Here is a 26352-nt window from a genome sequence, read left to right on the forward strand (position 1 = left end):
GCCACAGCCCGTTTGCCGCGGTGGTGGATCGACAGGAGGTACTGCCAGATGAGCACCAAAGGACCACGCATCGGGTGGACCACCGACCCGACAGGCGGCGCAGTAGGCATGGCGCACGCGACCTACCCTCGGCAGACCATCTCGCTCTCCGGAGCCGAAACGCCCTTCCTCTGCGACCCCTGGCCGCGGGCCGGGCAAGAATGGCCCACGCCCTACAGCCGGTGCCCATCGGCTACCGGGCCGGTCGCGCAGGTCGAAGCGTGGACCGTAGTGCCAGGGACGCGCTCAGGTCGTTCCTCGGACCCGTTCTTTGATCTGAGTGATACCGCCGTCTTCGCGTTCGCGTAGGCGTTCATGCCGGCCCCGCGGATGTGCGAGCCTGTGAGCATGGTCGACATCAAGGTTCGCCTCCTCCACGACGACGAATGGCAGCTCTACCGTGCAGCCCGGTTAGCTGCGTTGGCAGACGCACCGGAGGCCTTCGTCGCCCGCTATGCGGACGAAGCCAACGACAACGACGACGTCTGGGGCCTGCGGATGACCCGCGCGGGTCGCTTCATCGCCGAGCGCGGTGATGACACGGTGGGTCTGGTCTGTCTGGGCTTGCACAACGAGAACCCCGAGACCGGCGAGGTGTTCGCGCTGTGGACCGCACCGACGGTGCGTGGTGAACATATTGCGCATGATCTGGTGGCAGCCGCTGCCCTGAAAGCGGCCGAGGACGGGTGCAGGCTGCTGTACTTCTGGGCACCTTCGGACAACGCCTCCGCGGTCGGCTTCGCGAGCTCCTTTGGCTTTCGTCCGACAGAGGAGCGTCGGGCGGTGCGGGTCGCACAAGGGGCGACCGAAAAAGATGCAGACGAGGTCGCCATGGTGCTGCCCCTCTGCCCGGACCCGACCCAACCGCCGAATCCTTACATGGCTTTTCACAGCTGAGCAGACCGGCGCCGCGGGCTGGAATAACGAGCCGGCGGCTACTCGCCAGGCTGGCCCGCAGCCGAATCGCGGACCGGTCAACGATTCGGCAGAAGGGGCGGGCTGGTGCAGCGCATCACGGTGCACCAGCGGATGCCCTCGGATGGTGGGAGCGTTTCCACACAAGTTGGATGACGACGCCGTTGGGGTCACGAACCTTGAGGCGCGTACGCCCCAATTCCTCCCACCATCGGCATAGGGATTTGTACACCCTTCAGTTTTGGAGCGCACTGAAGGGTGTCTGCCCTGGCTCCAGGATGCATCTACCGGATCAGAACTTTAAGCGCATCATTGTCGGCGGCGTGGCTGAAGACGTCGTAGGCCTCGATCACCTGGTCGAACGAGAAGGTGTGGGTAACGAACTTGTCAGCTGGCAGTTTGTGTCCGGACACGAGTTTGAGCAGCATCCCGAGGGTATTGGTGTTGACGAGACCCATAGATATGTTGATGTTCTTGATCCAGAGTTCGTTCAGTCGTAGTTCGACAGGTTTGCCGTGCACACCAATGTTGGCTACATGGCCTCCGGGTCGCACGAGCTCGGTCGCCATCGTGAACGTCAGCGGAACCCCGACCGCCTCGATGGCCACATCGACCCCTGCGCCGTCCGTGAGGGCAAGTACCTGGTCTTTCCAGTCGTCGTCACCTGAATTGACGGTGTCGGATGCGCCGAATTCTTTTGCTCGCTTTAGGCGTGCCTCGTCGAGGTCGATCGCGATGACCTTGGTCGGGCCATACAGCCGCGCGGTCATGACGGCGGAGAGTCCAACGGGTCCCGATCCGATGACGGCGACGATGTCACCGGGCTGTACGTGGCCGTACTGCACACCTATCTCGAAACCGGTGGGCAGAATGTCGGAGAGCAGAATACCTTCGGAATCGGTCATTCCCTCAGGAACTTTGTAGACGGAATTCTCGGCGAACGGGACCCGCGCGTATTCGGCCTGGGTGCCATCGATCATGTAACCGAAGATCCATCCGATCCCGGGCGTACCTTCAGGGTCGAGGCAATGGCTGAAAAGTCCCTTGCGGCAGTTGGGGCATCTTCCGCATGAGGTGACGCACGAGAGGATGACGCGGTCCCCCACCGCGAGTTGGGTAACCCCGGTGCCGATCTCAGTGATAACGCCGATGCCCTCGTGACCGAGGATGCGACCGACCTTCACTTCTGCAACGTCGCCTTTCAGGATGTGCAGATCAGTGCCACAGATCGTTGTCGCCACTATTTTCACGATCACGTCAGTGGGGTGTTGGATCACCGGATCTGGCACCTCTTCCCAGCTTTTTTGTCCTGGACCGTGATAAACGAGTGCTTTCATGGTCGACCTTCCTCAGGTCAAACCACGACGGCCGACCGGTTACTGCCAGTCCACGACGGCCGTCGCGTTACCAGCAGTGCCAAAGGTCCCCAGGGTCGGTTGTGCCCGCGCCTGCTCGATGGGACTGCTACCGCCAGCGCCTCCGTTCTCCGAGCCGGAGTTGGGATTGGACAGAGCTGCCGATCTGGGCGTTCCTGACCCTTTTCAGCGTTCCGACCTCCTGGCGCATTTCCGTCCGGATGCCCCGCCCTGGCTCATGCCCGGCGAGGGTCCCGCACCTTGATCCAGGCCTGAACCGATGGAGGCGACGACCGAATTCAACTACCGCAGAACGGCGCCGTGGCCCTCCCAGTGCGCTAAGGACGCATTGAGGCTCGATTGACCAGTGCCCCTACTGTCGCGAAGACCGTGAGACGCGAGGGGCGATCCGCGGGCTGAGGGCGGCGCTTATCTGGGCTGTATTGGGCGATCGTCGCCGTGTATCCAGATGCTCATCACTGCGATGCAAGGACGTTCGGCCCTCATGTGAGGTTTCGACCGCTCGTAGCGTGCAGTAAGGACAGAGAGCTGTTCCGGTGAGTCAGGAGTGAACTGTGATGAAGCGGTTGCTGGTGCTGGGTGCGGGTACTGCCGGGACGATGGTCGTGAACAAGCTTCACCGGCGACTGCCTCAGGGGCAGTGGGAAATCACCGTGGTGGACCGCGACGACGTACATCCCTACCAGCCCGGTTACCTTCTTCTGCCCTTCGGGACCTACACCCCGGAGCAACTGACCCGCTCGCGCCGCGATCAGTTGCCCAAGGGCGCGGACTTCGTGATCGGTGACGTCGATCGGGTCGATGCCTCCGCCAGCACCGTGTTGTTGATGGACGGGCGGAGCCTCGCGTACGACTATCTGGTCATCGCCAGCGGCACCTCGCCGCGCCCGGACCAGACCCCCGGCATGCTGGGGAGTCAGTGGCGGCACAGCATCTTCGACTTCTACACGCTCGAGGGCGCGAAGGCTTTGGCTACGGCGCTGCGGGACTTCGATCGAGGACGTCTGGTCGTGCACATCACCGACATGCCGATCAAGTGCCCGGTCGCACCCCTGGAGTTCACCTTCCTCGCCGAGGCGTCGCTGCGCGAGAAAGGAGTGCGCGACCGCGTCGAGATGGTCTACGTCACTCCGCTGCCCGGTGCGTTCACCAAACCAGTAGCTTCAGAGCACCTCGGGTCCATGCTCGAAGAGCGCAAGATCCACGTCGAGTCCGACTTCCTGGTCGAGCACATCGACGAGGAAGCCAAGACTCTCGTCTCCTACGACGAGCGCGAGGTCCCCTTCGACCTTCTTGTCACCGTCCCCCTCAACATGGGCGCAGATTTTATCCAACGCTCCGGACTCGGCGACGAACTGAACTACGTCCCCGTCGACAAACACACGCTGCAGTCGAAGGCCTTCGCGAACATCTTCGCGGTGGGCGACGCCAGCGACATACCAACCTCTAAAGCTGGCTCGGTAGCGCACTTCGCGGTAGAGGTGTTCGTCGACAACTTTCTGCAGCTCATCGACGGAAAACCAATGACAGGTTCCTTCGACGGCCACGCCAACTGCTTCATCGAGTCCGGCGACAGCAAAGGACTCCTCATCGACTTCAACTACGACACCGAACCGCTCACCGGCACCTACCCACTACCGCTGGCAGGCCCGTTATCCCTGCTCAAAGAGACCCGCCTGAACCACCTCGGAAAACTCGCATTCCGGTGGATCTACTGGAACGTGCTGCTGCCCGGGCGCCCGCTACCGCTGCCCGCGCACATGTCAATGCTCGGCAAGACCATGCCCAAAACCCCCAGCAACTAGAAAGAAACTGCCATGCCCCAGACCACACTCGCCGGTCGCCCAATCCAGGTCAACGATGAAGGCTTCCGGGACTGCCCCCGGTTTGGTTGACACTTCGGGTGGGTTGTTCTTAGGCCGCGTTTGCGGTCGTGTAGATCATCTCAAATTCGACCGGGGTGAGTTTTCCAAGGCGTCGTTGTCGACGTCGGCGGTGGTATTTGGTTTCGATCCAGGTCACGATCGCCAAGCGGAGTTGCTCGCGGGTTTCCCACCGTCGGGTGTTCAGCACGTTCTTCTGTAGCAGCGCGAAGAAGGATTCCATCGCGGCGTTGTCACCGCATGCACCGACCCGTCCCATCGAGCCCAGGAGCCCGTTCTTCTTCAGGAGGCGCACGACTTTCTTGGACCGAAACTGACTGCCCCTATCCGAATGCAGGATCGTCCGGTGTGGTGATCGCAGGCTGATCGCGTTACGAATCGCCGAGGCCGCCAGCGAGGACTTCATCCGCGAATCGATGGAGTAGCCCACGATCCGCCCGGAGTAGCAGTCTTTCACCGCGCACAGGTACAACTTGCCTTCACTCGTGGGGTGCTCGGTGATATCGGTCAACCACTTCTGATTCGGCCCGGTCGCGGAGAAGTCACGACCCGGACCACCCTCCTTCCTGTCAGCGGTCTTGATCGCGAGCAGGTCATCGTGCACCGGCGGGCCCGGCTTGCGACCGGTGCCCCGCTTGACCGAGTGGATGGAGAAAATCCGCTGGGCCGAGCACAACCGCCATACCCGGTTCTCCGACGCGCTGATCCCACGAGCAGGCAGCTCGTCAGCGATGAACCGGTACCCGAACCCCGGGTCATCACCGTGAATATCTACCGCGGCGTTGATCAGCTGCGCATCGTCCCAATCCCGCTGCGACACCGGGTTCTTGACCCATTTGTAGTACCCCTGCGTCGATAACCTCAGGACCCTGCACGCCACCGCGACCGGCACCCTGATGCGGGCACCGGTCGCGGCCATCTCACGGACGAGCGGGAAGACTATTTTCCCGGCAAATTCGCCTGGGACAAGTACGCCGCTGCGCGGCGTAGGACCTCGTTCTCCTGCTCCAGCAACCGGTTGCGCTTCTTCAACTCGCGCACCTCAACGGACTGCTTCTCGGTGACGCCGGGACGGTTGCCATCCTCGACATCGGCCTGCTTCATCCAGTTCGCCAAACAACTATCAGAGATCCCGAAGTCCTTGGCGATCTGATTCAACGGCGCATCGCCCTTACGGGCCACCGCCACGACATCATCGCGGAACTCTCGTGGGTAGGGCTTGGGCATGACAGACATCCTTCCAGCGAGGAGCAATCCTCACAGGTCAGGTGTCAACCAAACTCTGGGCAGTCCCTCCTGACCGACTCGACGCAATGGGATGAGGACCTCGCAAACGTGCTCGCGGGCGCCATTGGCATCACCCTGACTGAAGATCACTGGAAAGCTATCCGCTTCCTGCGCGAAGACTTCGCCGAGCAAGGCGAAACCGCAACCCTGCGACGAATCTCCACCCGAGGTGGCATCCCCATCAAAGAGCTCTTCGCCCTCTTCCCGAAGAAACCGGCCAAGAAAATGGCGTACATTGCCGGCCTGCCCAAGCCGCACGGATGCGTCTGAGAGTGCCCACTTTTCAACTGCTCACGGAGGAAACACCATGACCGCCACCGACCTCGGACCCGCCATCGTCCCCAGCTTCGACAACGACGATCACGAAGGGCGCAAACTCGCCATAATCTGCTCCAAAGGCAGCCTCGACATGGCCTACCCCGGGCTCATCATGGCCAACGCGGCCCTCGGCGAGGGCATCGAAACCCACCTATTCTTCACCTTCTGGGGATTCGAGATCATCAACAAGAAGACCATGGGTGACTTGAAGTTCACGATGCTCGGCAACACCGCAACCCACCTGCCCCAGGGGCTGGGTGGCTTGCCCGGCATGACTGCCATGGCGACCTCGAAGCTCAAAAAGTCGATCGCCGACCTCGACGTACCCGAAGTGCCAGAGTTCCTAAAGCAGATCGTGGCTTCAGGGGGTCACCTGTGGGCCTGCCGAATGTCGGCCGACATGAACCACCTCACCAACGCCGACCTCTACGACGAGGTCGAAGGCATCATCAGCGCCAGCGACTTCATCGAGAAGACCGCCGGGGCACAGATGCTTTTCATCTAATAGCCCACCGGCCTCCGATGTCCGGTGTCCGGAGGGTGCGGCACCTTGACGCGCTACTCCACGGCGCCGTCTTCCCACAACCGTCACCACCCGTTACGCGCGGGCGCCTCCTTGCCCATACAGCCCACGCGGATCCGACCGCCTTAGACCTCAGTACCGTCGGCGCCGATCCATCCGCCGTCGGTCGAGCGGACAACAAGAACCCGAGCACCCCGCTCGTTGCGCCCAGGTCCACCTTCGGGAGCAAGTCATCCCCGCATGCACGCACTTCCTCTCGTCGTCGGTGGCGCCCCACCGCAGCGAGACGTGGCGTAGCGCCACCAAGGCGGCGGCTGTCAGTAGCCCGCCTAGACCAACGCCGACGCAGTCAGTCCCAACTTCCCATCTGCGAGCGGTGGTTATCGCAGCTGTTGGCGGGGTCGGGTTTGGTCTCATGATGCACCTCGATCTCCCAATCGCTGGCCAGGGCAGCGATCGCTGCGACGGCTGTAAGTGCTGGTGCTGCAATGGCCGCGACCACGCCGGCTGTTACGGGAATCTCAATCACGGTGTGTCCTTGCTTATTCTTGACCGTGATGCGCCGGACGTTGCCCTGATGCAGGAGGTCCTTAACTTTCGCGGTCATCGCGTCCCCGCTGACCTTGGCGCTGTGGGCGAATGTCTCTTGGTTTCGGTCTGGACCGTTCTGATCTTCGTGTCTCGTTGTGTCGTTGCCGTTCATAGGTGCTTTCCGTCCCTCCTTGTCGTGTGCTCCTGGTGTCGTTCGATGGCCTCGTGACCGAATGGGGGCGAGATGGTCGGGAAGGACGCGAGGAGAACATCTCTCCTGCAGCGATCAGGGTTTACGGGCCGTGCACCATCACCCGCGGCCGGCCAACGCCACCACCCCCGCGGCAATAACGCTGGCTGCGGGAAGGACGCGGCGAAAACGGCAGTAGTCATGGCCCCTAGTCCACTCCCGTGAGCGTCAGCCGCACAGAGCCCTACGTCCCGCCCGGGAGGCGGCTGATTCGGCAGGTCACCGAAATGGTCAGGCGCCCACCAACGTTCAGGCCGTACGGAAGGACGAGGTGGCGGGCGGGGCAAGCCTCATAGCCGAACCGCCTGCGTTGACGGGTGAGCACAACAAGCCAGCCGCGGCGAGGATCCCCGGGTGCCGATCACCGGCGGATTTTCTCCCGCGCCTTGACCGGGCCCTCCGGGTCGGGCAAGTCCACCCTGTTGCACATGATCGGCGCGTTGGAACGCCCCGATTCGGGCAGCATTACGGTCTTGGGCCAGACGATCACCGACCTGGCCTCGAAAGACCTCGCCGCCTACCGGCGTCGGGTTGGGTTCGTGTTCCAACGGTTCAACCTGCTCCCCACCCCAACCGTGCTGGACAACGTCCTAGCACCGGTCTTGCCGTTTCGGCCAGGGCCCGAGGTCCGTGACTGGGCCCGGGACCTCCTGGCAGCGGTCGGGCTGGAAGGACGGGACAACACGCTGGCCACCCGCATGTCCGGTGGTCACAACAACGCGTCGCGATCGCCCGCGCCTGATCGCCAACCCCGCCCTGGTCCTGGCCGATGGACCCACCGGCAACCTCGACAACACCACCGGCAACGAAATCATCGAGCTGCTCCTCGGTTTGCGCGAGCAACACGACACCGCCTGATCATCGCCACCCACGACCCCGACCTCGCAAGCCAATGCGACCGCGCCATCCACCTGATCGACGGCAAACTCGAGGATTGAAACAACAACAACCGCCCGGTGACACACGAAATTCACGACACCACCCGATGCGGTGGTGGCCGTCCCGATAGACGAACCCGTTCCGGGAATCTTCTGTAGTCGGACGTGCTTGTTTGTAATACGATTGTCGTTATGGAGCGATTCGACGTCGATGACCTTCAGGACGACTGGCCGTTCGAGATTGACCATCAAGCCGCTCACCTGTTCAAGCACCCAGGACTAGGCCTCGAAGATATCGGCGAGGTGTGGGCCAGCGACCCGCTGTTCTACCCAGCCACGCCACCCGCACATTGGCTCATGGTCGCCGACGTCGCGGGCCGAGTACTGACCGTGCCTTTGGCGCCTTCAACTACCGGCGACCCGCGCCGGTGCCGCCCCATCGGCTGCTACATCGCTGCCGCCCACCTCGCTCGCCGCTACCAGGAGGACCGATGACCACCATGACCCCCAATGAAGAAAATGCCTTCTACGCCGACCCGGACCACCAAGTGCCTCAAGGGCCGCCGGTGCGTCGCCGGGCCAAGCTCAGCGAGCCCGTACCCGTGCGATTCCCCGAAGACCTCCTGCGCGAGGTCCGCGACCACGCCGCCGCCGACGACCGATCAGTCTCCAACTGGATCCGCCGGGCTGTCGAGCACGAGCTGGAACGCTCCCACCGCTGATCGTCCCCAGTCATCGATCGGCAATCGGAACGCCTCACGGCCTGGCGTCCATCAGATATCACGGCTTGAATCATTGTTTGTCGCACGCCGATAAGTAGCTCCAGGATCATCTGGCCGACTGGCTTGAATTGTCCATCCCAGGTGAGGCGGTTTGATCTGGCCCGATTTCATCAAGCTGCGCGGGTACAGTCGGCCGGTACTGTCCCCATGGCCTGAGGCTGAGTTGTTAGCAATGACGTGTCCGGTGTGCGGTCAGCGACTGCCTCGCAAGGCCCGGGTGTGTGGGATATGTGGGGAACCGATCAATGCCACCTCGGTGGCGTCCACCTCGATGGTGCTCGCGGCGACGGCCGGTCTGCAGCAGGCTGCAAGCATGGCTGATTCCGATATGGCGGCGGTTTCTTCGTCGAACGGCCCGGCGTGGCCGAGGCGGGCGCGCTTTGCCGTTCTGGCGGGCGCGGTGGTTGTTGGGTTGGCGCTCATCGCAACGTATGCCGCGTTACGGTCTGCGCCGCCCCGCGTACCTGACGGCGCGGCGTACGGGGTGGTGCGGGTCTCCTCGGACCCGCAGTTGCGATGGCAGCACCCGCTGGCCCAGATCGCGCCAGACTTGCGATGTCCCACAATTGTTCGATCAACTGATCCGATTGCAGACGCGTGCGTCGTGACCGCCAGTGCGACAGTGGCGGACGTTGTCGTGGTGTCAGTGCAACGGTCCCAGCAGTCCGAACTGATCGGACTTAGCGGGGCAAATGGTGCCATCCGATGGCACATGCGCGCGCCCGCCGGGTCGACGTACGACTGCATGCCCCTGAACAAGCGACTGTGGTGTGTGACGGTTCCGCTGATCTATCAAGCTGTCACGGACGAATCCCCAGTTGCCGGTACGAACTCACTCTCCAGTAGTGGCCCCCGGTTCAGCGCCGCCTACCGTAGTGCGGTGCTGACCGAACTGGATCCGGCTACCGGTGTTGTCCTACGTAGCTCACCGATCCCAGGCTCAAACGTCTCGGCTACTTTCGCTGGAGCCGCAGTCGGATCCAACGGGTTCTACGTGCTCGGCCTCGGCTCGAACTTCGCGGGCACGGTCATGCGGTTCTCGGTGAATGGCACACCACAGTGGAAACATGTGGTGAGCGTCCCGCCGCAGTTGAGCTCTTCGAGCATTACTGGCCAGTTTGCTGGCCCCCAGGTCCACGAAGTGGCCGGTAGGGCACTGGTCTCGCTCAGCGAAGTGGGCGGCCGGCAGGCTGTCTTCGCGGTCCAGGGGGGAACACTGATCCGCTCGGCACCCGGGCACGTGGTGACAGTCATCGATGGAGTCGTGGTGAGCCAAATTGGCGATGGTCTGCTGAGCATCGATAACCGCAAGATCGCCGATAACGCTGTGCCAGTCCTGTCTGTTGAGGACCGATCAACGGGCGAGTCAGTCCTGACGACGTCGTCCCTCACCGGCGGCTTCACTACCCGGGCCTCCACCGATCCACTCCATAAGGCTCACCGACTGCCCGCGGGGCAGGAGCCGGTCGCCTACTGCGAAGGCGTGATCATCACCGCCAGAAGCAATATCTTCGCCGGTTACGACCCAAGCAGTGGTGCCCGGCTATGGGCGGTGATGGGCAACGGGGGGACCTATCCGCAGATCAGCTGCACCCACGACAGCGTGGTGATCGCAAACGATGGCCACGCTCGTGCGTTCTCACTCAACAACGGATCACCGTTGTGGACAATTCGCTACCCGAACGGCTCGAGGTTGACCAGTAGCGGGTTCGGCGATCCACAGGACGGGTTGGTGGCCGGCCCCGCAAATTTTCAGGCGAATCCCTCCACCATGCTGAGCTACCTCCGCTAAACGATCATCCCGCAACGCCTCCGCTCGGGCCGAAGCCCGTCAATCCGTAAGTGGATCGGCGACCGGGACCACCAGCGGCAGCGTCGGGGGTCGTTCCCCTGGGTGGGAGCCGAGGGAGTTATTTGGACGGGCCGGATCCCCAGAGTGCTGCGCCTGCGTGCGTGGATGGCATAGATCCGCCCGCGACGCGCAGCCACCGCTGACCGGTAGATAGGTAGCGGCGGGAGTAGCGACCATCGGCCTGGGCCATGAGTAGATGCGATTCCAACGCGAATCTCAGGTGGGCGCGTCCGCGCGGCATGACCAACTCGCTCAGTGCAACCCGAGGTGAGCGGAACCTGAGCTCAAAGCGGTCCCGGCGGGCGCCAATGCGCAGCACCGAGGTGTGATTGGTGAAGGATCCCGGCGAGCTAGTTCGCGGCGACATTGTGGCCCCCTTTGATGGCAACAGTGTCCCTCGAGATCAGCGAAAGAGATATGCGCAAAGTCCTGCTGAGATCACCGGTCGGGGATCGCCAACCGGCCATGTGTCGCGACGAGGTGGTACCCATGATTACTACGTGGATTGCGGCGCGAGCTTGGCCCCGTCAACAGGCGACGTAGATCAGGTTTTCTTGGTGGACCGGGACGCTCTCATAACCGAAAAGCAAACGAGACCAGCGACGCTCATCACGAGCTGAGGCTCGTGTTCCACCCGTCCATCAGCGATAGAAAATGCCAAAATCACGATGATGCACACCGCGCTGAAGCCAATGAAAACTTCCCAGAATCGCTTCACGGTCTCACAGTAACTACCGCGCGAGCCCGAGACACTCGACGCACGTTCCACAGGGCTGCTTCACCGCTCAACGATCAGTGACCGGGGACGACCTCATCTGCCCGTTTGGGGGCGCCCGGCGTCAGGTGGGGCCTCTGAGGGCGGTTCTCGGTTCTGGTAGGCCGGTTGTGCTGAGTAGTTCTCCCTACGAGAGTGAGTACATTCTCTGATGTCCCTGGTGCTGGTTGGCGACATGATTTCGGTATGAATTCTACGAAGGCTCCGTGGTCCCGATCCGCGTCGCAGCAGCAGTCCGGCAGCCGCAACACCTCAGCCATCGTGCTCACTGTTGTTTCCGCTCTCAGCTGCCTGGTGGGTATCTTCCCGGCGGGCCTACCAGGACTCGTGCTGGGCATCATCGCGCTGAGCAAACAGAGCAGCGACCTGCCCAGGTCTCGTAAATTCAGCAAGATTGGCTGGATCGTGTGGTCGAGTATCACCGTCATCTCGATCATCGCGTTCGTTGTCTGGGTGGCCAGCGGGAACTTCAACTACGGAGGATGAGGTTGCTGCCTTGCTTGGCCGATTAAACGTCCCACTCAGAGTTCGACACCGCCACGGCGGCATTTATACCTACCGGCCACCCGACCACGGTCTTACGAACCCGTGGCCTGTGAACTGCTGCTGCCCAGTGAACGATCGGCGTGCGGAACAACAGGGTCAGCTAGTTCGGCGCACCATGCGCCGCTCAAGACCCACGTCCGCACTCTTCGTCGTGCCATCGAAGACAAATCCCTGACGCTCGTAGAAAGTGATGGCGCGTGTGTTCCCGTCGAGCACCCACAAATAAGCGCCAGCTCGACCAAGTGCTGCCTGCAGCAGTTCGTAGCCAACACCGCGGCCGTATACGTCCGCACGCACATACAAGGCCATCAACTCATGGGCGGGCAGGTCGGTTTCGGGGCCGTCGCGCCCTACACCGGTGCTGGAGAACCCCAGCAATCGACCGACGACATGATCGTCTTCGATGAGCAAGTTCCTGCTTGAACCGCTGGCAATGATCTGCCGCCATCGCTCGACCCGCACTCTTCGTTCACTACGGCGCGCGGCGAAGATATTACTGGGGATGAGCCCGGCGTAGGCCTCCTCCCAAACGTCGAGGTGCAGGTCCGTCAATGCTTCCGCATCGAGGACATCACACGGCCGGATCACCATCCAAACATCGTAAGACGGTGCCCATCCGCGAGCAGTGGGACCGCGCGTAAGAGGATCGTCTATCGGGCAAAGTGATGTCGCGATATCATGGTGTCATGACACGCCAGACGACTGTCCGCCTTCCCCAGGAGCTTGCCGATCAGGCCGAGGCGGTGGCCAGGGTGCGCGGTACCAGCGTTAACTCTTTGATTGTGGAGTCGCTAGCGGGCGAGATCGAACGTGTCCGCGCGGATGAGGACTTCACCGCGCGTGCGCGCACCATGCTCGAACGCGACAAGGAACTGCTGGACCGGCTTGCCCAGTGACCCGGTACATCCGCCTTGGTGAGTACTTCTGGCTAGCCGAGCAGGTGACCGGCATCAACAGCAACGACCTGAGCGCAGCGGCGCGTATCGAGCTCGCAGACTCAGCCCTGCACGCGCCCCAGGCGGGATTCGAGGGCCACGAGTTCTACCCCGAACTACTTGAAAAGGCCGCCGTGCTGGTCTGCCGCCTCGCCTGGAATCACCCGTTGCCCGACGGCAACAAGCGAGCGGCCTGGGCAGCGATGGCGATGTTCCTTGACCTCAACGATGTGGATTGGAACCCTGATTCGCCGCAGGTAGATGAGGCCGAGGCAGCAATGGTGGCCATCGCGGCTGAACAGGTCGATCAGGCCTGGGTAGCGACGTGGCTCCGAGGAAGAACGCACCCTAGGGAATCACTGGGCAGAGAACCCGAATGACGATCCCTGACCGGGACGCGCGTCTACATTTCGTCTACAATGGAGATATGGCTTCCGTAGACACCACCACCGTTCGTGTTCGCCGACCAGACTCCGAGCGGTTGCAGTCCCTCGCCAAGGATCGGCAGACCGCGGTCATCGATGTGCTGCACGCCGCCATCGACGCACTAGAGCGGCAAGAATTTCTCCGCGGGCTGGGCCAGGACTACCAGCGGCTGCGTGATGACCCCGAGCGTTGGGATCAGTACCTGGCCGAACGACAGGAGTGGGACTCCCTCGCGTGATCTGGCGAGGGGAGGTCTACGACGTCGACCTGGGTCAACCGGTCGGCCACGAGCCAGCCTTCCGGCGGCCCGCCGTCGTGGTCTCGGTCGACATCTTGAACAACAGCCCTGGCCAGTTGGTCATGGTCGTGCCCATCACGTCGGCCGCTTACGGACTGCGCAGCCACGTCGAGGTCGAGCAGGGAAGCAGCGGGCTCGGCCACACTTCCTACGCGCGCTGCGCGCGATCTCGACTTCACGGTTGTCATCTCGCCGGGGAATGATCGCCCCCGATCAGATGAGCGCCATCGACCAAGCGCTGCGCTTCGTCCTCGACCTGTGACCAAGGGTCTGCCTCGATAGACGATGGCTGAACCGGAACGAGAGCTGCGCGGCCACCGGATCCGTTCATCTATTGATGCAATTCTCTCGCGGTCACGACTCCGGTGGTGTTAATGCTGGTTAGTTTGTGCTGAGTCATGGCCAGTCGCGCCGGGTCAGCACCAACAACACCGCAAGGGCCGGTACCGACCAGGCCCGAGCAGGTTCGGCTGTCGGGAGACTGCTTTGTCCGCCATCAGCCCGTCTTGGTCCGCTGCGGTCGAGTGCGCGGCGGACGGCGGGTCGACCGATCTCTGTGCGTGCCGGTGCGCCTAACACCCCAGGCCGGTTAGATTACAAATTCGTCAGGTTGGCGGATGCCAGCCAATAGCAGGGCAACCGTCACCACACCCAGCGTCGTTAGCCCAGCCCAGATCGGTAGCTCGGAACCAGGTCCCACGTTTTGGTGCGCGACCTCGAGGCTCGCGGCAGCAAGGGTGAGGGTGTAAACGCTCCTGAATCGCCCCGGTGTGTCCGGAGACTCTGAACCTTGGGAAGGTTGGAGTTATGCCAGGAAATACGTCGAGTCGATACCCCGTGGAGTTGAAGTCGCGGGCGGTGCGGATGGTCGCGGAGCGGCCACCTGCGGAGTCTGAGTGGAAAGCAGTCCAGCGGGTCGCACCACTGCTGGGGGTGACCTCGCCGGAGACATTGCGGCAGTGGATACGCCGGGCCGAAGCCCAGGCCGCTAGTGCGGGCGAGGGAGCGCTGACGGAGTCAGCGCAGGTGCGTGACTTGCGCCGGGAAGTCGCGGAGCTGAAACGGGCGAACGGGATTTTGAAAGCGGCGTCAGTTTTCTTCGCGGCCGAGCTCGACCGGCCACACGGCTGATCGTAGATTTCATTCGGGCTCACGCCGATAGGCGTGAGCCCGGTGGTCTGCGGTGGGGTGTCGAGCCGATCTGCACCGTGCTTTCTGAGCATGGATGGAAGATCGCCTCATCAACGTATTACGAGCACGTCAACCGCCCCGCCCAGGACTGGGAAGTGCGGGATGCGTCGCTGATCAACGAGATCCGCCGGGTACACGCGCAAAACTTCGGGGTGTACGGGGCTAGGAAGGTCTGGTTGACCCTCAACCGTGAGGGGACCCCGGTCGCGCGGTGCGCCGTGGAACGCCTGATGCGCGGTGAGGGCCTGGTCGGCGCGGTCCGCGGGAAGGTCAAACGCACCACGATCGCTGATCCGCACGCTGCGCGACCGCCGGATTTGGTCAAGCGGCACTTCGAACCATTGGCACCAAACACGTTGTGGGTCGCTGATTTCACCTACGTATCGACGTGGTCGGGGTGGGTGTACGTCGCGTTCGTGATCGATGCCTACGCCCGGCGGATCGTGGGCTGGTCGGTGTCCACGTCCATGACCACCGACTTCGTGTTGCACGCGTTCGAGCAGGCAGTGTGGACCCGCAACCGTTACGGCACAGCCGATTTCACTCATTTAGTTCACCACAACGACCGCGGAGCCCAGTACACCTCGATCCGCTTCGGCCTGGCACTAGCAGAAGCGGAGATTGCTGGTTCTGTTGGCACTACGGGTGATTCCTACGACAACGCTCTCGCGGAATCGATCAACGGCCTGTACAAGACCGAGCTGATCAAACCCCGCAAACCCTGGAAAGGGCCCGACGACGTCGAGATAGCGACCGCTGAATGGGTCGACTGGTTCAACCACCGCCGCCCCTACGAGTACTGCGGCGACATCCCACCAGCCGAATTGGAGGCCGCCTACTACGCTCGATTCACAGCCCAACAACCAGTTGCGCTGATCGTTTGAGAGAGCCTCCGGACACCCCGGGGCGGTTCACTCCCTCCCACACTCATGACGCCTGCCAAAAACCAGCCGAATACCCGTCGTCGTAATAGCCAGATGGCGGAAAGCAACATGGGCGGCACAATGAACACAAGGTCAATGGCGAAGACCACCCCGGTTGGATGCCCGGAGTCGACGATCGGCTGGGGGACCTTGTGGGTGGCGAGGTAACCGAGAGAGATTCCCACCCACAAAAGACCGAGCCCCGCGGCCACCAGGCTCGTGTAGGTGATGGCAACAATCCGCGCGGCCCCTCCTGCCATCGTGTGACCGAGGTGCGCCAGGTCGAGGCGTGGCACCGAGAACAACAGCGCATACAGCGGCAGTCCGAAGGTGGCGACGTACAACAGGAAGAACTGGTTGAAGGCTGCGGCTACCGCGTAGAACAAGTAGCTGTACATCGAATAGAAGAGCATGCCTAGCCACAACACCCGACCCCGCAGCGACCCCCGCATCTCTGCGACCAGGCCGAACACAAGCAGCGGAACAGCAACCACGAGGGTGACGATGTCCTGTCCTTGGAACGTGGCGGTGACCAGTGCGTTATCGCGGTACAACCAATCCGTGGCGAAGACACCGACGGCCGACTCCGTAGCCATCGTGACGGCCGTCGCAGCGGTAAGGACATACGCGGCCGGGAAGCCGTCTCGGGCACCGCTCATGGACCATTCCTTACTCGCTCAGAAGGCCACGGTGGTGCATGCGTCGCCGCAATTCTGCGGCTAGTAGCGCCGTTTATGCCGTTCTAGGGGGCGCTCAGATTACACGGGCCTAGGGGCGATTTTATGGGCGGTGGGCGTCGTTGGTTGGACCAGGTCGGTGCTGGGGTCGCCCGAGTCGGCGCAACTCCTTGATGATGTCCTGCTCGGCGACCAATAATGAGACTCGTACCGGGCTCGGCGTCCCCGAATCGTTTCCGGTAGCAGGGGCGGGGGCGACACGAAGGATGTCCTCAATGCGCGCAAGTTGACCGATGAGATCCCGGATCGCAGGACGTGTCACCGCGGTGATCTCGGTGTCCCGTGCTCTGTCAGGTCATCTACGACAGGACAGGCCACCTGCGGGAATACGGCGGTGGGTGACAGCGGTACATGAACAGTGTCGCGGTCTTGGTCGACCCTGATCACAGCGAGATCCAGTGAATCGCTCACCGTGACATCAGGGTGGCAGTGCGCATTCAGAACCCGCACGACGCGGTCAATGTCTTGTGCTCGGATCGGTGGATAGCCGACACGAGATTCGAGGGTGCTGTACACGTCTTGGGCGGTGATGGTCATTGATGTGCTCCTCGCACTCACGATTGCTCCTGAGTGGCTGAACAAACCTTGCGGGGGCACGCGAAACCCAACATCGCGATCATCGTGACCGCTAAGAAGGCCTGCCCCTGACTGCCTGGCTTCAAGCGATCACTCGGCCGGGCGCGGCATACGCGGCATACCCGGTTCCAGGCTGGCTGGTTCCCAGCAATCCAGCAGCGTACCCGTCGGTCCTAAGCATGGCCAGCGCTGCGTCCACCCACACACCCGTGAACGGAGCACGGTAACGGTACTGGCAGACCAAGAAACCACACCAATCAGCCCCAGCTTCCACATCCGCCGCGACGACGGACTCGACCAACCGTGCCGGTGGCCACACACGAGCCTGCTACACGGCGCCGTCCCAGTGATACTGACCACTCAGGAAGCGACCAGCACCGATCACCGACCCGTCCCGGTCGCCGACCCCGAACCGGGTCAATGACCCGACGATGTGGGGTCGTCTGTGCTTTCCGGAACGACTGAATTGTTCCCGGGAATCACATAGTCGTTAGGGTCATGCGGCTGCGTGCGGCGGCGAGCATGAGCTCAACGAGTGCGGCAGCGGACAGCCGGACTTTTCCGGACTGGCTGAGGGACTCAGCACCTTCACGCTACCCCGATCCTCTTCCTGCGGAGGTCGCCGCGATGAACTCACCCTGGGGGGCAAAAGCCATAGTCAAAGAGGACTAACGTCGAAGTCGTTGCAGCACCTTAGACCGCCCCGGCCGTGGCTGACGGAGTGTGGGCCGATCTGGTTGGCGTGCTCCCACTCATCGGAGCTGATGCACTAGTTCTCAGTTGTGGTCCGAATGCCAGCGCCCCCCATCCAGGCCTCAAACGTGAGGACCTGTCCGCTGGCCCCGCTTGTTCTGTGCGTGTTCCCAGGGGTTCTATCCGGCGGTGGTGGAACAACTGGGACGTTGCGGGGCGCACGCGACCGCCCTGCGGTATAGCGAGCATCGGGGCGAACCCGCAGCGTTGTTGTGAGAGGTGCTGATGTGGTGGACATGGTGATCCTGACGAACAGAACGATCGCCGTGGTGTCCGGATCGGAGCGGAAACTCCTAGGAGTCGGCAGCGGACGGCCGGCTGATGTTCGGACCTGCTGGAGTCCCAGCACTACCAACACTAGGGGCTTGACGTGTTGTGATCCCTTGCGCGACCTCACAGGCCCGTCCGGGAGGTCCCCCACAGCGATGGCTACGCCCACTGTCATCAGGGACTCGTGTCACGGAGGGAGAGACATCAACTGGACAATATGTCCGGGCCGCCTGGGGTGAGGACCGTCAAAATTCTGGCGGCTTCGGTAATCCTGTCGGTGTGCGCTTCCTGCGCGAGGGTCTCCAGTTCGGCGTTGGCTTGTTCGCGGGTGCAGCCACCGGCGAGTAGGACGCCGATGGCTTGGCTGATCACCGCCTGGTCCTGGAGGACACCGGTGATGTCGGGTTCGCGCGCCAGGCTCTGGTGGTGGTCCAGGTCGGCGCTATCGAGTTCGCTGCCGGCCAGGAACGCCAGGTCAGCGGCGAGGTCTACGAACGCGCCCGGTGACCCCGCGTACAGCACTACCTGAATGTCCGGTTGGCCCTCTGTTCTGTCGGTGGGTGCCGGCAGCAGCAAAGATGTCGCGATGTCACCCGGAGCAGCGTGATCATCCAGCAAGGTCAGGCGCAACACCACCTCGTGCGCCAGCGCACGGGTGCGGTCGGTGATGGTGATGCTCAGCCCAAGGAAAGAGGCCACCGCGAGCCGGGTAGTGGTCGCGAACCCCAGGATTGTCCCCGCAACATCGGTCCTGGGGTCTACCGAGAGATCGACAAGGGCGGCCGTGAGTAACGCGAGGTCTGCGCCCAGCGCGGCGGTGATTTCCATGTGGCGTCTGCTCCGACGGGCGCTCCCAGAGCGCGGAACTCACCAGCCTGGTGCCGGCCGCGACGAGTCGTCACAGCGCGGTGGATATGGGTGCGGGCGGGAGTGGGGGGTTTCCGCCGTCGATGCACGTCCCGGTTTCACCGTATTGCATACGTCACGTCACGTCAGAGGCCGCCCGGGGTGGTCCCAGATGGTTGTCCGCTGCTGGTGTGGCGGGCGCGGGCGCGTCGGACTGCTTCATCGACCATGTGGTGTGCGACCTCGACCATTTTCACGTGCTCATGCTGGCTCATCGTCTGCAAGCGTTCGCGGGCTTGGACCGAACTGAGTCCGGTGCGGCTACGGATCAGGCCGATCGCCTCATCGATCACGGGCCGGTTGGCCAACGCCGTCTGTAGCTGGGTGGTCAACGCGATCGCCTGAGACAGGGTGTGCGCGTTGTGCACCGCGACCGCCGCCGGCGCGGCGAACAACTCACCCAACTCCTGGGCACGGTCATCAAAGACGTCCTTACCGCGGGCGTACACATTGATCGCACCCACCACCTGACCGGGCAGTAGCAACGGCAACGACAACGCGCTGTGGACACCCAGGCGCCCGACCCGCGGCCCGAAGCGGGGCCACATCTTCTCCCCACCCAACGACCCCGAACGCACCGTGCGCCCCTCCAACGCGGCAGTGATGCACGGGCCCTCATTCACCGTCACGTACTGGATATGGTCGATCTCCGCGACGAATGGGTCACTGGCAGCCAGTGCCTGCACCCTGTTGTCCGGGCGGTCAACCCGCAACAAGGTCACCCCCGCACCGTCCGCGCCAGGAATTGCCTTGGCCGCGTACGTCGCCACCAGTTCCAATAACCGATCCAAACCATGAGAACTGGTCACCAACGCGGCCAGATCAGCCAGGCTCGACTGCAGATCGGCGTCATCTTCATCGATCTGCTGCTGTTCTGCCTCCGTCGGTGGTTTCATCGAATGTTCGTGCGGCGGCTGGTCATTCATTGCCGATCCCTTTTATTGGAGACACATGAACCACAGACAGCGAGATCTTGCCCGGCAAGTAGGAGACACTCGGCGCGAAATGGCCCTCCTTTGACGGTACCGCCAACCACCAAGGGCTTGACCAGAACCACCCCTTCTCCGCATCCGGGGCAGCGCACCGCGACAGGTAGCTGGTCTCGATCACGCCGCTCCCGAGCACAGACCGCAGCCGGACCCGGTGCCATCCTGCAGGGGGTGTCATCCTGCGGGTGTAACGTCAAAGATGCTGATCAGATCAGCCAGTTCGGGAATGGTCCGGCCGTCCGCCGCCGCACCGCAGGAGCATTCGCTCCGCGCCCCTCACAACGGCACCACTACCTTTTTGGTAGGTTCCCGTGTCTCTTTTACTTGTCGTCGTCGTTGTTGTTGTGCGCAGCTGACGATTCCGCCGCCAGGACTGGGGCGCCCGCGCTCGAATGACCCTGACTGGCACAGTGAAAGGAGGCTGAGATGTTGGTACGAGAAGTTATGACCCGCTCGGTGTTCAGTCTGCCGGCCGACGCCACGATCAATGACGCGATCCGATTATTGACGACCGAGCGGATCTCGTGTGTCCCTGTGGTGGACGGGGACGGGCGGGTCATGGGCGTAGTCAGCGAATCAGACCTGTTGCAGGCCCCGCTGGAACCTGACCCTCGCGCCCACATGCGGCCGGTCACAGCGCCGCCACCGCGACCGTCCCGGGTGGATGAGGTGATGACCGCATCACCATTCACCACCGGTGAGCAGGCGGACGTCGCGCAGGTTGCCAAAGTCCTCGCAGAACGAGGCTGGAAAAGCCTGCCGGTCGTGCGCGAAAATCGGTTGGTCGGCATCATCAGCCGCAGTGACATCATCCGAACGTTGTCTCGGCGTGATGCGCAGATCAGCAGGGACGTGACGGCAAACCTGGCCAGCTACGGCCAGCCGGACTGGTGCGCGGAAGTCCGCGACGCGCAGGTCACCATTCATGGCCCGCAGTCCGCGCGTGACGCGCACCTGGCCGAAACCCTCGCAGCGTCCGTGGCGGGTGTGCGCCGCGTCGTGGTTGACGACTGGGCCATAAAGGAGGGACGGGACTGACGCCGACAGGTCGCCGGCAGGTGGTGGGCTGGCGGAACCGCGTGCGACCCGAGGGCATCGAAGAGATGGCTCGGCGCCAACCACCGAGCAGGCAGTGAAGAGCAAACTGACTAAGATCCGGAAAGCCGCCGTCAACCCCTCCTGTGCGGGAGCCCACAGGATGGACTCCCGCACGTCGCGACGACCACCGCGCCGACCGGGACAGGCCACGAATAAGGAAACGCCCACCACGGCGCCAGTGGCACTCATGCGATCAGTGGACGGACCATCACCGTAGGACAATCGGCCTGCGGAACGCCGTGAAACCTGAGCTAGTTCGGTCTGAGGCGTTTGGGATTGAACGGGATCTCTGGCTCCCTGGACTTCTGAGCGTCTAGAAGTCGGAACCCTGGAACTTCGAATGGTCCGTGTTCGGGTCCAGCGTGCGGTGCCGCAAGGGCGTGAGGAACACGGTGCAGAACAGCAGGTACCCGAAGCTGCTCGCTGCAACGTCAGTGATGACAAACCATCGTGGTCGCGCCGTGAAAGCCATGACCATGCCACCGAGGACGACGTAGAGACCAGCAAACATCAGCAACTGGACACTCGGGGTAAGTTTCCGTCCTTTTTGCTCACTACGGGTAGAGACGAATCGGAACAGCAAGCCAAGTCCTGCACCCATCAGCACGCCGAACATGATCGACACAGCGAGATCGCCCGACGATGGCGACCCCACATCAGAGTCCTTCGGTGAAAGGACCAGAAGAGCGAAGAAAATTCCCACCGTGAGCATCCCGTAGATACAGGAGCCCCACCAGGTCAACCGACCTATCAAGAGGTGCTCCCGTTCGAGTAACCGCAGTCCTTGGCCGCTGGCCCCACCAGGTCGCTATTGGATTTCCCCACACCCGTGATCATGCCAGCGCAGCGCGTGCCAGGCAGTCGACGCTTCCGATTAGCTGAATAGTCGTAGAAGAGTCACGCCCATAGTTTGCCAGTCCGTGTTCAGGCCGTCCCGGTGAGCGATCCCGTTACGGCGATCGCCGGGTCAGTTCGATCGATGACCACGATGGTGCCGATTGGTCGTCGTATGCCGTTCGGCTTCCGGGACGTCCCGCGTATGTGCTTCATCGGTTCTGTCGCCAACCGATCTGTTCTGGGGCACGTCTAAGGGAGTATGGATCGAGTGAGCACTGATCACCCTCGGAAGCACCTCACTGCAGGTAGGACTGTTCTTGCGCTAGGAGTGGGGTGCTCGCTATTGATGGCTGGTTGTGGCACGGGCCCCGGCGCGCCCGGCCCGACGCATTCGAAAGGCGCGACCGGCCCGGCTGGTGCGACCCCGGCGGTTTACGAGGGCCACCTGCAGAGATTGCATCCGGGATCGGTCGGCCCTGCGAACCTTGCAGCGGCGGATCAGGCGTTTGGATTGCGGCTGCTACACGACGTGTGCGCCACCGACCCCATGAAGAACACGGTGCTGTCACCTGCCAGCGCTACCCAAGCACTCGGAATGTTGCAAACCGGTGCCCTCGGGTCGACCCGGACCGCCCTGTCGAGGCTGTTGCACCAGTCCGCCTACGGTCCAGCGGTCATCGCTGCCCAGCACTCACGGACAACCCAGCTTCGCAAGATCGCGGGCCTATCTACTAGCGACCGTTTATTCACTCAAAGCGGAATCACGCCGCGACAAGGCACCTTGAACGATCTGCGCACCGCGTACGACGTTCAGCTGTTGGGCCTGGACTTCGCTGGCCAACCCAAGGCATCGACCGACGCCATCAACCATCTGGTCTCCAACGACACTCACGGGCTGATCCCTCAGCTTTTCGACCAAGCGCTGGACACCTCGACGGTCACCGTGATGACCAATGCGATTTACCTCAAGGCGCAATGGCAACACCCGTTGCAGACGCCAATACCAGGGGTATTCACCCTGGCAGACGGTAAGCGCGTCATGGTGCCAACTTTGAAGAGCACGGACGCGCAAGCCGCAAGTGCTTCCGCAGGCGGCTGGCAGTCGGTGCAATTGCCCTACGTCCATGACCAGCTCACTGCTTACGCCTTGCTGCCACCAGCAAGTGCGAAGGCCTGCGCCGTGCCTAACACCGTAACCATGGCCACGCTCCTGCACCCGGACGCCAATAAAGTGGCCACGGTCGCGATGCCTAAGTTCCACTTGAGCCAGACCAATGAGCTGCTGAAGGTCCTGACCAGCCAGGGATTACAACCCAATGGCGACTATGCGGGGTTCAGTCCCGGTGCCCACGTCAGTGACGTGGTTCAGAAGGTCGACATCTCCGTCGACGAGTTCGGCACGACCGCCGCGGCGGCCACCGGCGGCGCCATGGCCATGTCGGCACGGGGAAGTGACATCCACGTCAACCTGAACCGACCATTCCTGTTCCTGGTCACCGACACCGCAACCCACACACCGCTGTTCCTAACTCGAGTCGCTGACCCCCGCGGCTAAACCCCCAACCCGAGCACGTACCCGACGTACGTTCCGCTTGCCGATCGCTGAGCGGTTCAGGCTTGCTCAAGCACCTGCTTGAGCGAGGCAAGGTCGGCACGAACGGCGTTAGCGTCTTGAACGAACTGCTCGTCGGTCATTCCAGGCTGCCGCCGCAGCGTGAACACCACCTCGCTGGCATCCTCGATCGGGATCACTCGCATCGGGTTATAAACACTCGCACCCGAGGGCAGCGTGACGACGTGGTCGAGCACGCCGAAGGGGTTGTGCTCGGCGAAGCTGACCGTGACGCGACCCATCCGCGAGTCGGCTACCCATTGCCCGTCCACGTGCTCAACGCGCCTGCTCGCCAACCCCGCCGCCCACCGGGGCAAATTCGCCGGATCGACGACATACTCGTAGACCGCTGCGGCCGGTCGATCGATCACGATGCTCAGATGCTGGGTGCCCGATGCCATAGCGCACATCGTGGCCCACCTCGCCGACAGCGCGAGATCCGTTCGTAAGAGGATCCGCTTGCGGACGCGGTCACCGCGACCGTGTTCCGTTTAGAACACCCGAGTGGGACGGTCCAGCCGATGTGAGCTCGAGGGCCGATTTATAGCCTGCGGTCGCCGGATCCCGTTCCGCTTGCGGCTGCTTATTCGGCTGTCTGAGGTACCTGCAGAGGAGTCAGTTGTGCGGTTCATTCACGGTGGGCATGGAACACCGATCGGGACTCGGATGATCGCCTTGCCGGTGGGGGTGGCAACTTCAAGAGGCACGCAGGCTGGCTGGTCGAGAGAAAATCCTCCGGGGTAAGCGAGCCATGGTCCTCCACCTCCAGGCGGTGCCGGGCAGGCGCGTACTTGAAGAGTCGTTGTCCACTCAGACGCATTGGTTCCCCAGCCGATGGAGACCTTCTTTGCCCAGGCCTTCGGGATGGTCAACGTTGCAGCGCGCCCGGAACGAAGGATCAGGCCGTTCTTGGCGAACAGCCGGTGTGGCGCCCCGCTCGTCGGGGAGGTTTGCATCGTCGGTTTCGTCTGTACCCCGGCCGTCCCGAGGACTACCTGGACTTGACTGTCAACTGTGCCGGAACTGCCGATCGGATTCGAGCAGTCCAGAAAGATCCCACGAATTGCACTGCTGGAACTTTTGCTGGCGTTTCCTGAGCTGTTGGGGATTGATGTTGGGACCTTGTCCGCGGTGCCGCTGGAACAAGCCGCGAAGCTGACGACAAGCGTGCCGCTGGCTGTCAAGGCGGCGGCGCGATGAAGAACGGACGTGTGGTGGTTCGTCACGATGTCTTCCTCCGGGTCAATCACCGAGCCTGTTGCTAGTACGCCGAGTGCCAGCAAGGCTAGCTACCGGTTAGACGAAATCGACGTAAAGTTTTGAACTGCCCCCACTTGTTTGGGAGCGACTCCAGCCGGCCACATCGTCTAACGATTTACGGTCCCCGCAACCCGATCCTGTTCCGGTGACGAGCAGCGGGCCGAGCCTTCCTGGTGTCACTGACTTAAAGTCTCTCCGTGGCAGAGGACATCGCGGGTGGACCAGGGTGGATCAGCGATGGTCGCACCTTGCGGCCGGTCATCACTGACCTCGTGGTTTTTCGCGAGCACCACTTGGAGGATCCCCTCACCGCAGCGATCGAGCAGCTGTGGTCTGGGCATCCGCTCGAAGCCCTCCACCAGCTCTCAACGCACGATGCCTCACCACGGGTGCGAGCCCTGCGAGGGGACTGCTTGCGAGATCTGGGTCGCCATGCCGAAGCGCTCGAGGTGTACCGACAGCTCATAAAGGAATCCGAAGGCGGACCACGGGAAGCAGTCATGCGCCAGCACTATGGAAAAGCTCTTCTGTCAGCCGGCGATCCCCACCACGCGCGGCAAGAGTTCTTTCAGGCTCTCCACCTCCGACGCCTCGGCAGCGACGATGCCCTGATCGCTTCATCCCAGCAAGCCCTGCAGGTCGCTGACGAATGTTGTCGTCCCTGAAACCCGAGCAAGGAGTCGGTCGCGGTCATCAATGGCGGGCCGGGACGGTGTGTGGCGGAGAGCAGGCAGCGTTGGGACTACGCGCGCACAATCGGGGTAATTTGTGCGGATGCTGCGGGTACCGTTGAAGGTTGTTCTGGATGACGAGGATCCGAGACAAGCTTCGGTGTTCGTGGAGCTGCAGGTCGATGGGCAGCCGGTCGAGGCGCTCTTGGACTCTGGTGCTGCACGCTCTGCCATCCTCGAACGACCCGATCTCACACCCTGGGTCGTACGTGACCCGAGCACAGGTGTTTTCGGCGTCCACGCCGACCAGCAGCATGCACAGGTTGCGGTTCGTTTCGCCGGTCAAGATCTGGGCTCTATAGACGTGGAGGTGGTCCCTGGTGACCACGGGGCTCACGGGGCCCTCGTGGGTCAAGACGTCTTGTCCCGTTTTCGTTGCGAGTACCGACTAGGTGACGCCGTCCTGATCCTGGACGGCAACCTGCCGCAACCGGCTCACCCCATCCACGTCGGCCTCAGGCGCCACGTGTACCTCCCGGTCACCTGGCCGACCGGGGAGAGCGCCGACGCCGTGTTCGACACCGGTGCTTCAGTCACCGTCGTCGACCAACGCTTCGCAGCACAGCACCCACGCCTATTCACCCACGAGGGGGTGAGCGAGGGCACCGACTCCACCGGAACGGTCCTACAAGTCCCGATGGCTCAGATGTCAGCGGTTCACCTGTTGGGTGCCGAATTCGGACCATCACTGGCCGCGGTGGTAGACCTGAGCGCCGCCAACGCCATCATCGACCGGCGCATGGACTTGATCCTCGGGTGGCCACTCCTGAGCCAGGGCGCCTTCGTCATCGATCACCACCAGCAACTGGCGTCCTACCGACCCGCCGCACTACCAGTCTGCTGAGCTACGCCTCG

29 protein-coding genes are annotated in these 26352 nt (G+C 62.6%); 20 read left to right on the forward strand and 9 right to left on the reverse strand.

From position 1 onward, the window contains the following. The first annotated feature begins 48 nt into the window (after positions 1-48). Complete coding sequence (locus V3G39_13730) at positions 49-348, forward strand: hypothetical protein (GenBank protein XAS75705.1); 300 nt, start codon at positions 49-51, stop codon at positions 346-348. A gap of 39 nt (positions 349-387) precedes the next feature. Continuing rightward, positions 388-936, forward strand: coding sequence for a GNAT family N-acetyltransferase (locus V3G39_13735; GenBank protein XAS75706.1), 549 nt, complete (start codon positions 388-390; stop codon positions 934-936). 302 nt (positions 937-1238) lie between these two features. Here V3G39_13735 and V3G39_13740 read toward each other — a convergent pair whose 3' ends face one another. Then, a complete protein-coding gene (locus V3G39_13740) occupies positions 1239-2291 on the reverse strand; it encodes a zinc-dependent alcohol dehydrogenase family protein (GenBank protein XAS75707.1) in 1053 nt (350 codons plus the stop codon). A gap of 596 nt (positions 2292-2887) precedes the next feature. Here V3G39_13740 and V3G39_13745 point away from each other — a divergent pair. Beyond that, on the forward strand, positions 2888-4135 hold the full coding sequence (locus V3G39_13745; GenBank protein ID XAS75708.1) for an FAD/NAD(P)-binding oxidoreductase: 1248 nt from the start codon (positions 2888-2890) through the stop codon (positions 4133-4135). Between the two features lie 109 nt (positions 4136-4244). Here V3G39_13745 and V3G39_13750 read toward each other — a convergent pair. Then, positions 4245-5440, reverse strand: a protein-coding gene (locus tag V3G39_13750) for an IS3 family transposase (protein XAS75709.1) whose coding sequence is annotated in 2 segments (ribosomal slippage) — positions 4245-5159 and positions 5162-5440 — 1194 coding nt in all. Because the reading frame shifts where the segments join, the coding sequence is not laid out codon by codon here. A gap of 69 nt (positions 5441-5509) precedes the next feature. On the opposite strand from V3G39_13750, the gene V3G39_13755 reads away from it, so the two are divergent. Both V3G39_13755 and V3G39_13760 read left to right on the forward strand, forming a co-directional pair. Beyond that, positions 5510-5770 (forward strand): TusE/DsrC/DsvC family sulfur relay protein, encoded by a 261-nt coding sequence (locus tag V3G39_13755; GenBank protein ID XAS78243.1) that lies wholly within the window; start codon positions 5510-5512, stop codon positions 5768-5770. A gap of 37 nt (positions 5771-5807) precedes the next feature. Continuing rightward, positions 5808-6323: a DsrE/DsrF/DrsH-like family protein gene (locus V3G39_13760; GenBank protein ID XAS75710.1), complete on the forward strand. Its 516-nt coding sequence runs from the start codon at positions 5808-5810 to the stop codon at positions 6321-6323. Positions 6324-6690: 367 nt separating this feature from the next. Here V3G39_13760 and V3G39_13765 read toward each other — a convergent pair whose 3' ends face one another. Then, entirely contained in the window at positions 6691-7044 is a 354-nt protein-coding gene (locus V3G39_13765) for a DUF4342 domain-containing protein (protein ID XAS75711.1), read from the reverse strand. A gap of 783 nt (positions 7045-7827) precedes the next feature. Between V3G39_13765 and V3G39_13770 the strand changes: the two genes are divergently transcribed. The 5 genes from V3G39_13770 to V3G39_13790 all read left to right on the forward strand — a co-directional run bounded on the left by V3G39_13770 (position 7828) and on the right by V3G39_13790 (position 11895). Further along, a complete protein-coding gene (locus V3G39_13770) occupies positions 7828-7980 on the forward strand; it encodes a hypothetical protein (GenBank protein ID XAS75712.1) in 153 nt (50 codons plus the stop codon). A gap of 212 nt (positions 7981-8192) precedes the next feature. Then, positions 8193-8495 (forward strand): hypothetical protein, encoded by a 303-nt coding sequence (locus tag V3G39_13775; GenBank protein ID XAS75713.1) that lies wholly within the window; start codon positions 8193-8195, stop codon positions 8493-8495. Then, a complete protein-coding gene (locus tag V3G39_13780; GenBank protein ID XAS75714.1) occupies positions 8492-8722 on the forward strand; it encodes a YlcI/YnfO family protein in 231 nt (76 codons plus the stop codon). The genes V3G39_13775 and V3G39_13780 overlap by 4 nt, the downstream gene beginning before the upstream one ends. A 373-nt stretch (positions 8723-9095) precedes the next feature. After that, the gene (locus V3G39_13785) at positions 9096-10574 is read left to right on the forward strand and encodes a hypothetical protein (protein XAS75715.1); all 1479 of its coding nucleotides are present in this window, start codon (positions 9096-9098) and stop codon (positions 10572-10574) included. Positions 10575-11595: 1021 nt separating this feature from the next. Further along, a complete protein-coding gene (locus V3G39_13790; GenBank protein ID XAS75716.1) occupies positions 11596-11895 on the forward strand; it encodes a hypothetical protein in 300 nt (99 codons plus the stop codon). Positions 11896-12051: 156 nt separating this feature from the next. On the opposite strand, the gene V3G39_13795 is transcribed toward V3G39_13790, so the two are convergent. Continuing rightward, positions 12052-12546 (reverse strand): GNAT family N-acetyltransferase, encoded by a 495-nt coding sequence (locus V3G39_13795; protein XAS75717.1) that lies wholly within the window; start codon positions 12544-12546, stop codon positions 12052-12054. 95 nt (positions 12547-12641) lie between these two features. Between V3G39_13795 and V3G39_13800 the strand changes: the two genes are divergently transcribed. The 5 genes from V3G39_13800 (at position 12642) to V3G39_13820 (ending at position 15689) form a co-directional block, all read left to right on the forward strand. Beyond that, positions 12642-12851 (forward strand): YlcI/YnfO family protein, encoded by a 210-nt coding sequence (locus tag V3G39_13800; GenBank protein XAS75718.1) that lies wholly within the window; start codon positions 12642-12644, stop codon positions 12849-12851. Then, positions 12848-13270, forward strand: a complete 423-nt coding sequence (locus V3G39_13805) for a Fic family protein (GenBank protein XAS75719.1) — start codon at positions 12848-12850, stop codon at positions 13268-13270. Before V3G39_13800 ends, V3G39_13805 begins: the two co-directional genes overlap by 4 nt. A gap of 47 nt (positions 13271-13317) precedes the next feature. Next, positions 13318-13554 (forward strand): hypothetical protein, encoded by a 237-nt coding sequence (locus V3G39_13810; protein XAS75720.1) that lies wholly within the window; start codon positions 13318-13320, stop codon positions 13552-13554. Further along, on the forward strand, positions 13551-13817 hold the full coding sequence (locus tag V3G39_13815; protein XAS75721.1) for a type II toxin-antitoxin system PemK/MazF family toxin: 267 nt from the start codon (positions 13551-13553) through the stop codon (positions 13815-13817). Before V3G39_13810 ends, V3G39_13815 begins: the two co-directional genes overlap by 4 nt. Before the next feature lie 604 nt (positions 13818-14421). Continuing rightward, positions 14422-15689 (forward strand): IS3 family transposase gene (locus tag V3G39_13820; GenBank protein ID XAS75722.1). Its coding sequence is split into 2 segments (ribosomal slippage): positions 14422-14707 and positions 14707-15689, totalling 1269 coding nucleotides; the frame shifts between segments, so codons are not numbered across the junction. Here the strand turns inward: V3G39_13820 and V3G39_13825 are convergent. The 3 genes from V3G39_13825 to V3G39_13835 form a co-directional block, all read right to left on the reverse strand. Further along, positions 15644-16387 (reverse strand): hypothetical protein, encoded by a 744-nt coding sequence (locus V3G39_13825; GenBank protein XAS75723.1) that lies wholly within the window; start codon positions 16385-16387, stop codon positions 15644-15646. The genes V3G39_13820 and V3G39_13825 overlap by 46 nt on opposite strands. A 1881-nt stretch (positions 16388-18268) precedes the next feature. Then, entirely contained in the window at positions 18269-18892 is a 624-nt protein-coding gene (locus V3G39_13830; protein ID XAS75724.1) for a hypothetical protein, read from the reverse strand. Positions 18893-19056: 164 nt separating this feature from the next. Then, positions 19057-19896 (reverse strand): GAF and ANTAR domain-containing protein, encoded by an 840-nt coding sequence (locus tag V3G39_13835; GenBank protein ID XAS75725.1) that lies wholly within the window; start codon positions 19894-19896, stop codon positions 19057-19059. A 489-nt stretch (positions 19897-20385) separates the two neighbouring features. Here V3G39_13835 and V3G39_13840 point away from each other — a divergent pair, with 489 nt between their 5' ends. Continuing rightward, positions 20386-20997, forward strand: coding sequence for a CBS domain-containing protein (locus tag V3G39_13840; GenBank protein XAS75726.1), 612 nt, complete (start codon positions 20386-20388; stop codon positions 20995-20997). A gap of 373 nt (positions 20998-21370) precedes the next feature. On the opposite strand, the gene V3G39_13845 is transcribed toward V3G39_13840, so the two are convergent. After that, on the reverse strand, positions 21371-21712 hold the full coding sequence (locus V3G39_13845) for a hypothetical protein (GenBank protein XAS75727.1): 342 nt from the start codon (positions 21710-21712) through the stop codon (positions 21371-21373). Positions 21713-22240: 528 nt separating this feature from the next. Here V3G39_13845 and V3G39_13850 point away from each other — a divergent pair. After that, entirely contained in the window at positions 22241-23449 is a 1209-nt protein-coding gene (locus V3G39_13850) for a serpin family protein (protein XAS75728.1), read from the forward strand. 56 nt (positions 23450-23505) lie between these two features. Here V3G39_13850 and V3G39_13855 read toward each other — a convergent pair whose 3' ends face one another. Then, positions 23506-23907: an SRPBCC family protein gene (locus V3G39_13855; protein ID XAS75729.1), complete on the reverse strand. Its 402-nt coding sequence runs from the start codon at positions 23905-23907 to the stop codon at positions 23506-23508. Between the two features lie 613 nt (positions 23908-24520). Here V3G39_13855 and V3G39_13860 point away from each other — a divergent pair. From V3G39_13860 to V3G39_13870, 3 genes are all read left to right on the forward strand, one after another. Further along, entirely contained in the window at positions 24521-24706 is a 186-nt protein-coding gene (locus V3G39_13860; GenBank protein XAS75730.1) for a hypothetical protein, read from the forward strand. Positions 24707-24963: 257 nt separating this feature from the next. After that, complete coding sequence (locus V3G39_13865) at positions 24964-25431, forward strand: hypothetical protein (GenBank protein ID XAS75731.1); 468 nt, start codon at positions 24964-24966, stop codon at positions 25429-25431. Positions 25432-25540: 109 nt separating this feature from the next. Next, the gene (locus V3G39_13870) at positions 25541-26341 is read left to right on the forward strand and encodes a hypothetical protein (protein ID XAS75732.1); all 801 of its coding nucleotides are present in this window, start codon (positions 25541-25543) and stop codon (positions 26339-26341) included. Positions 26342-26352 lie beyond the last annotated feature (11 nt).

The sequence above is a fragment of the Dermatophilaceae bacterium Sec6.4 genome, from assembly GCA_039636865.1.
Taxonomy (GTDB): domain Bacteria; phylum Actinomycetota; class Actinomycetes; order Actinomycetales; family Dermatophilaceae; genus Allobranchiibius.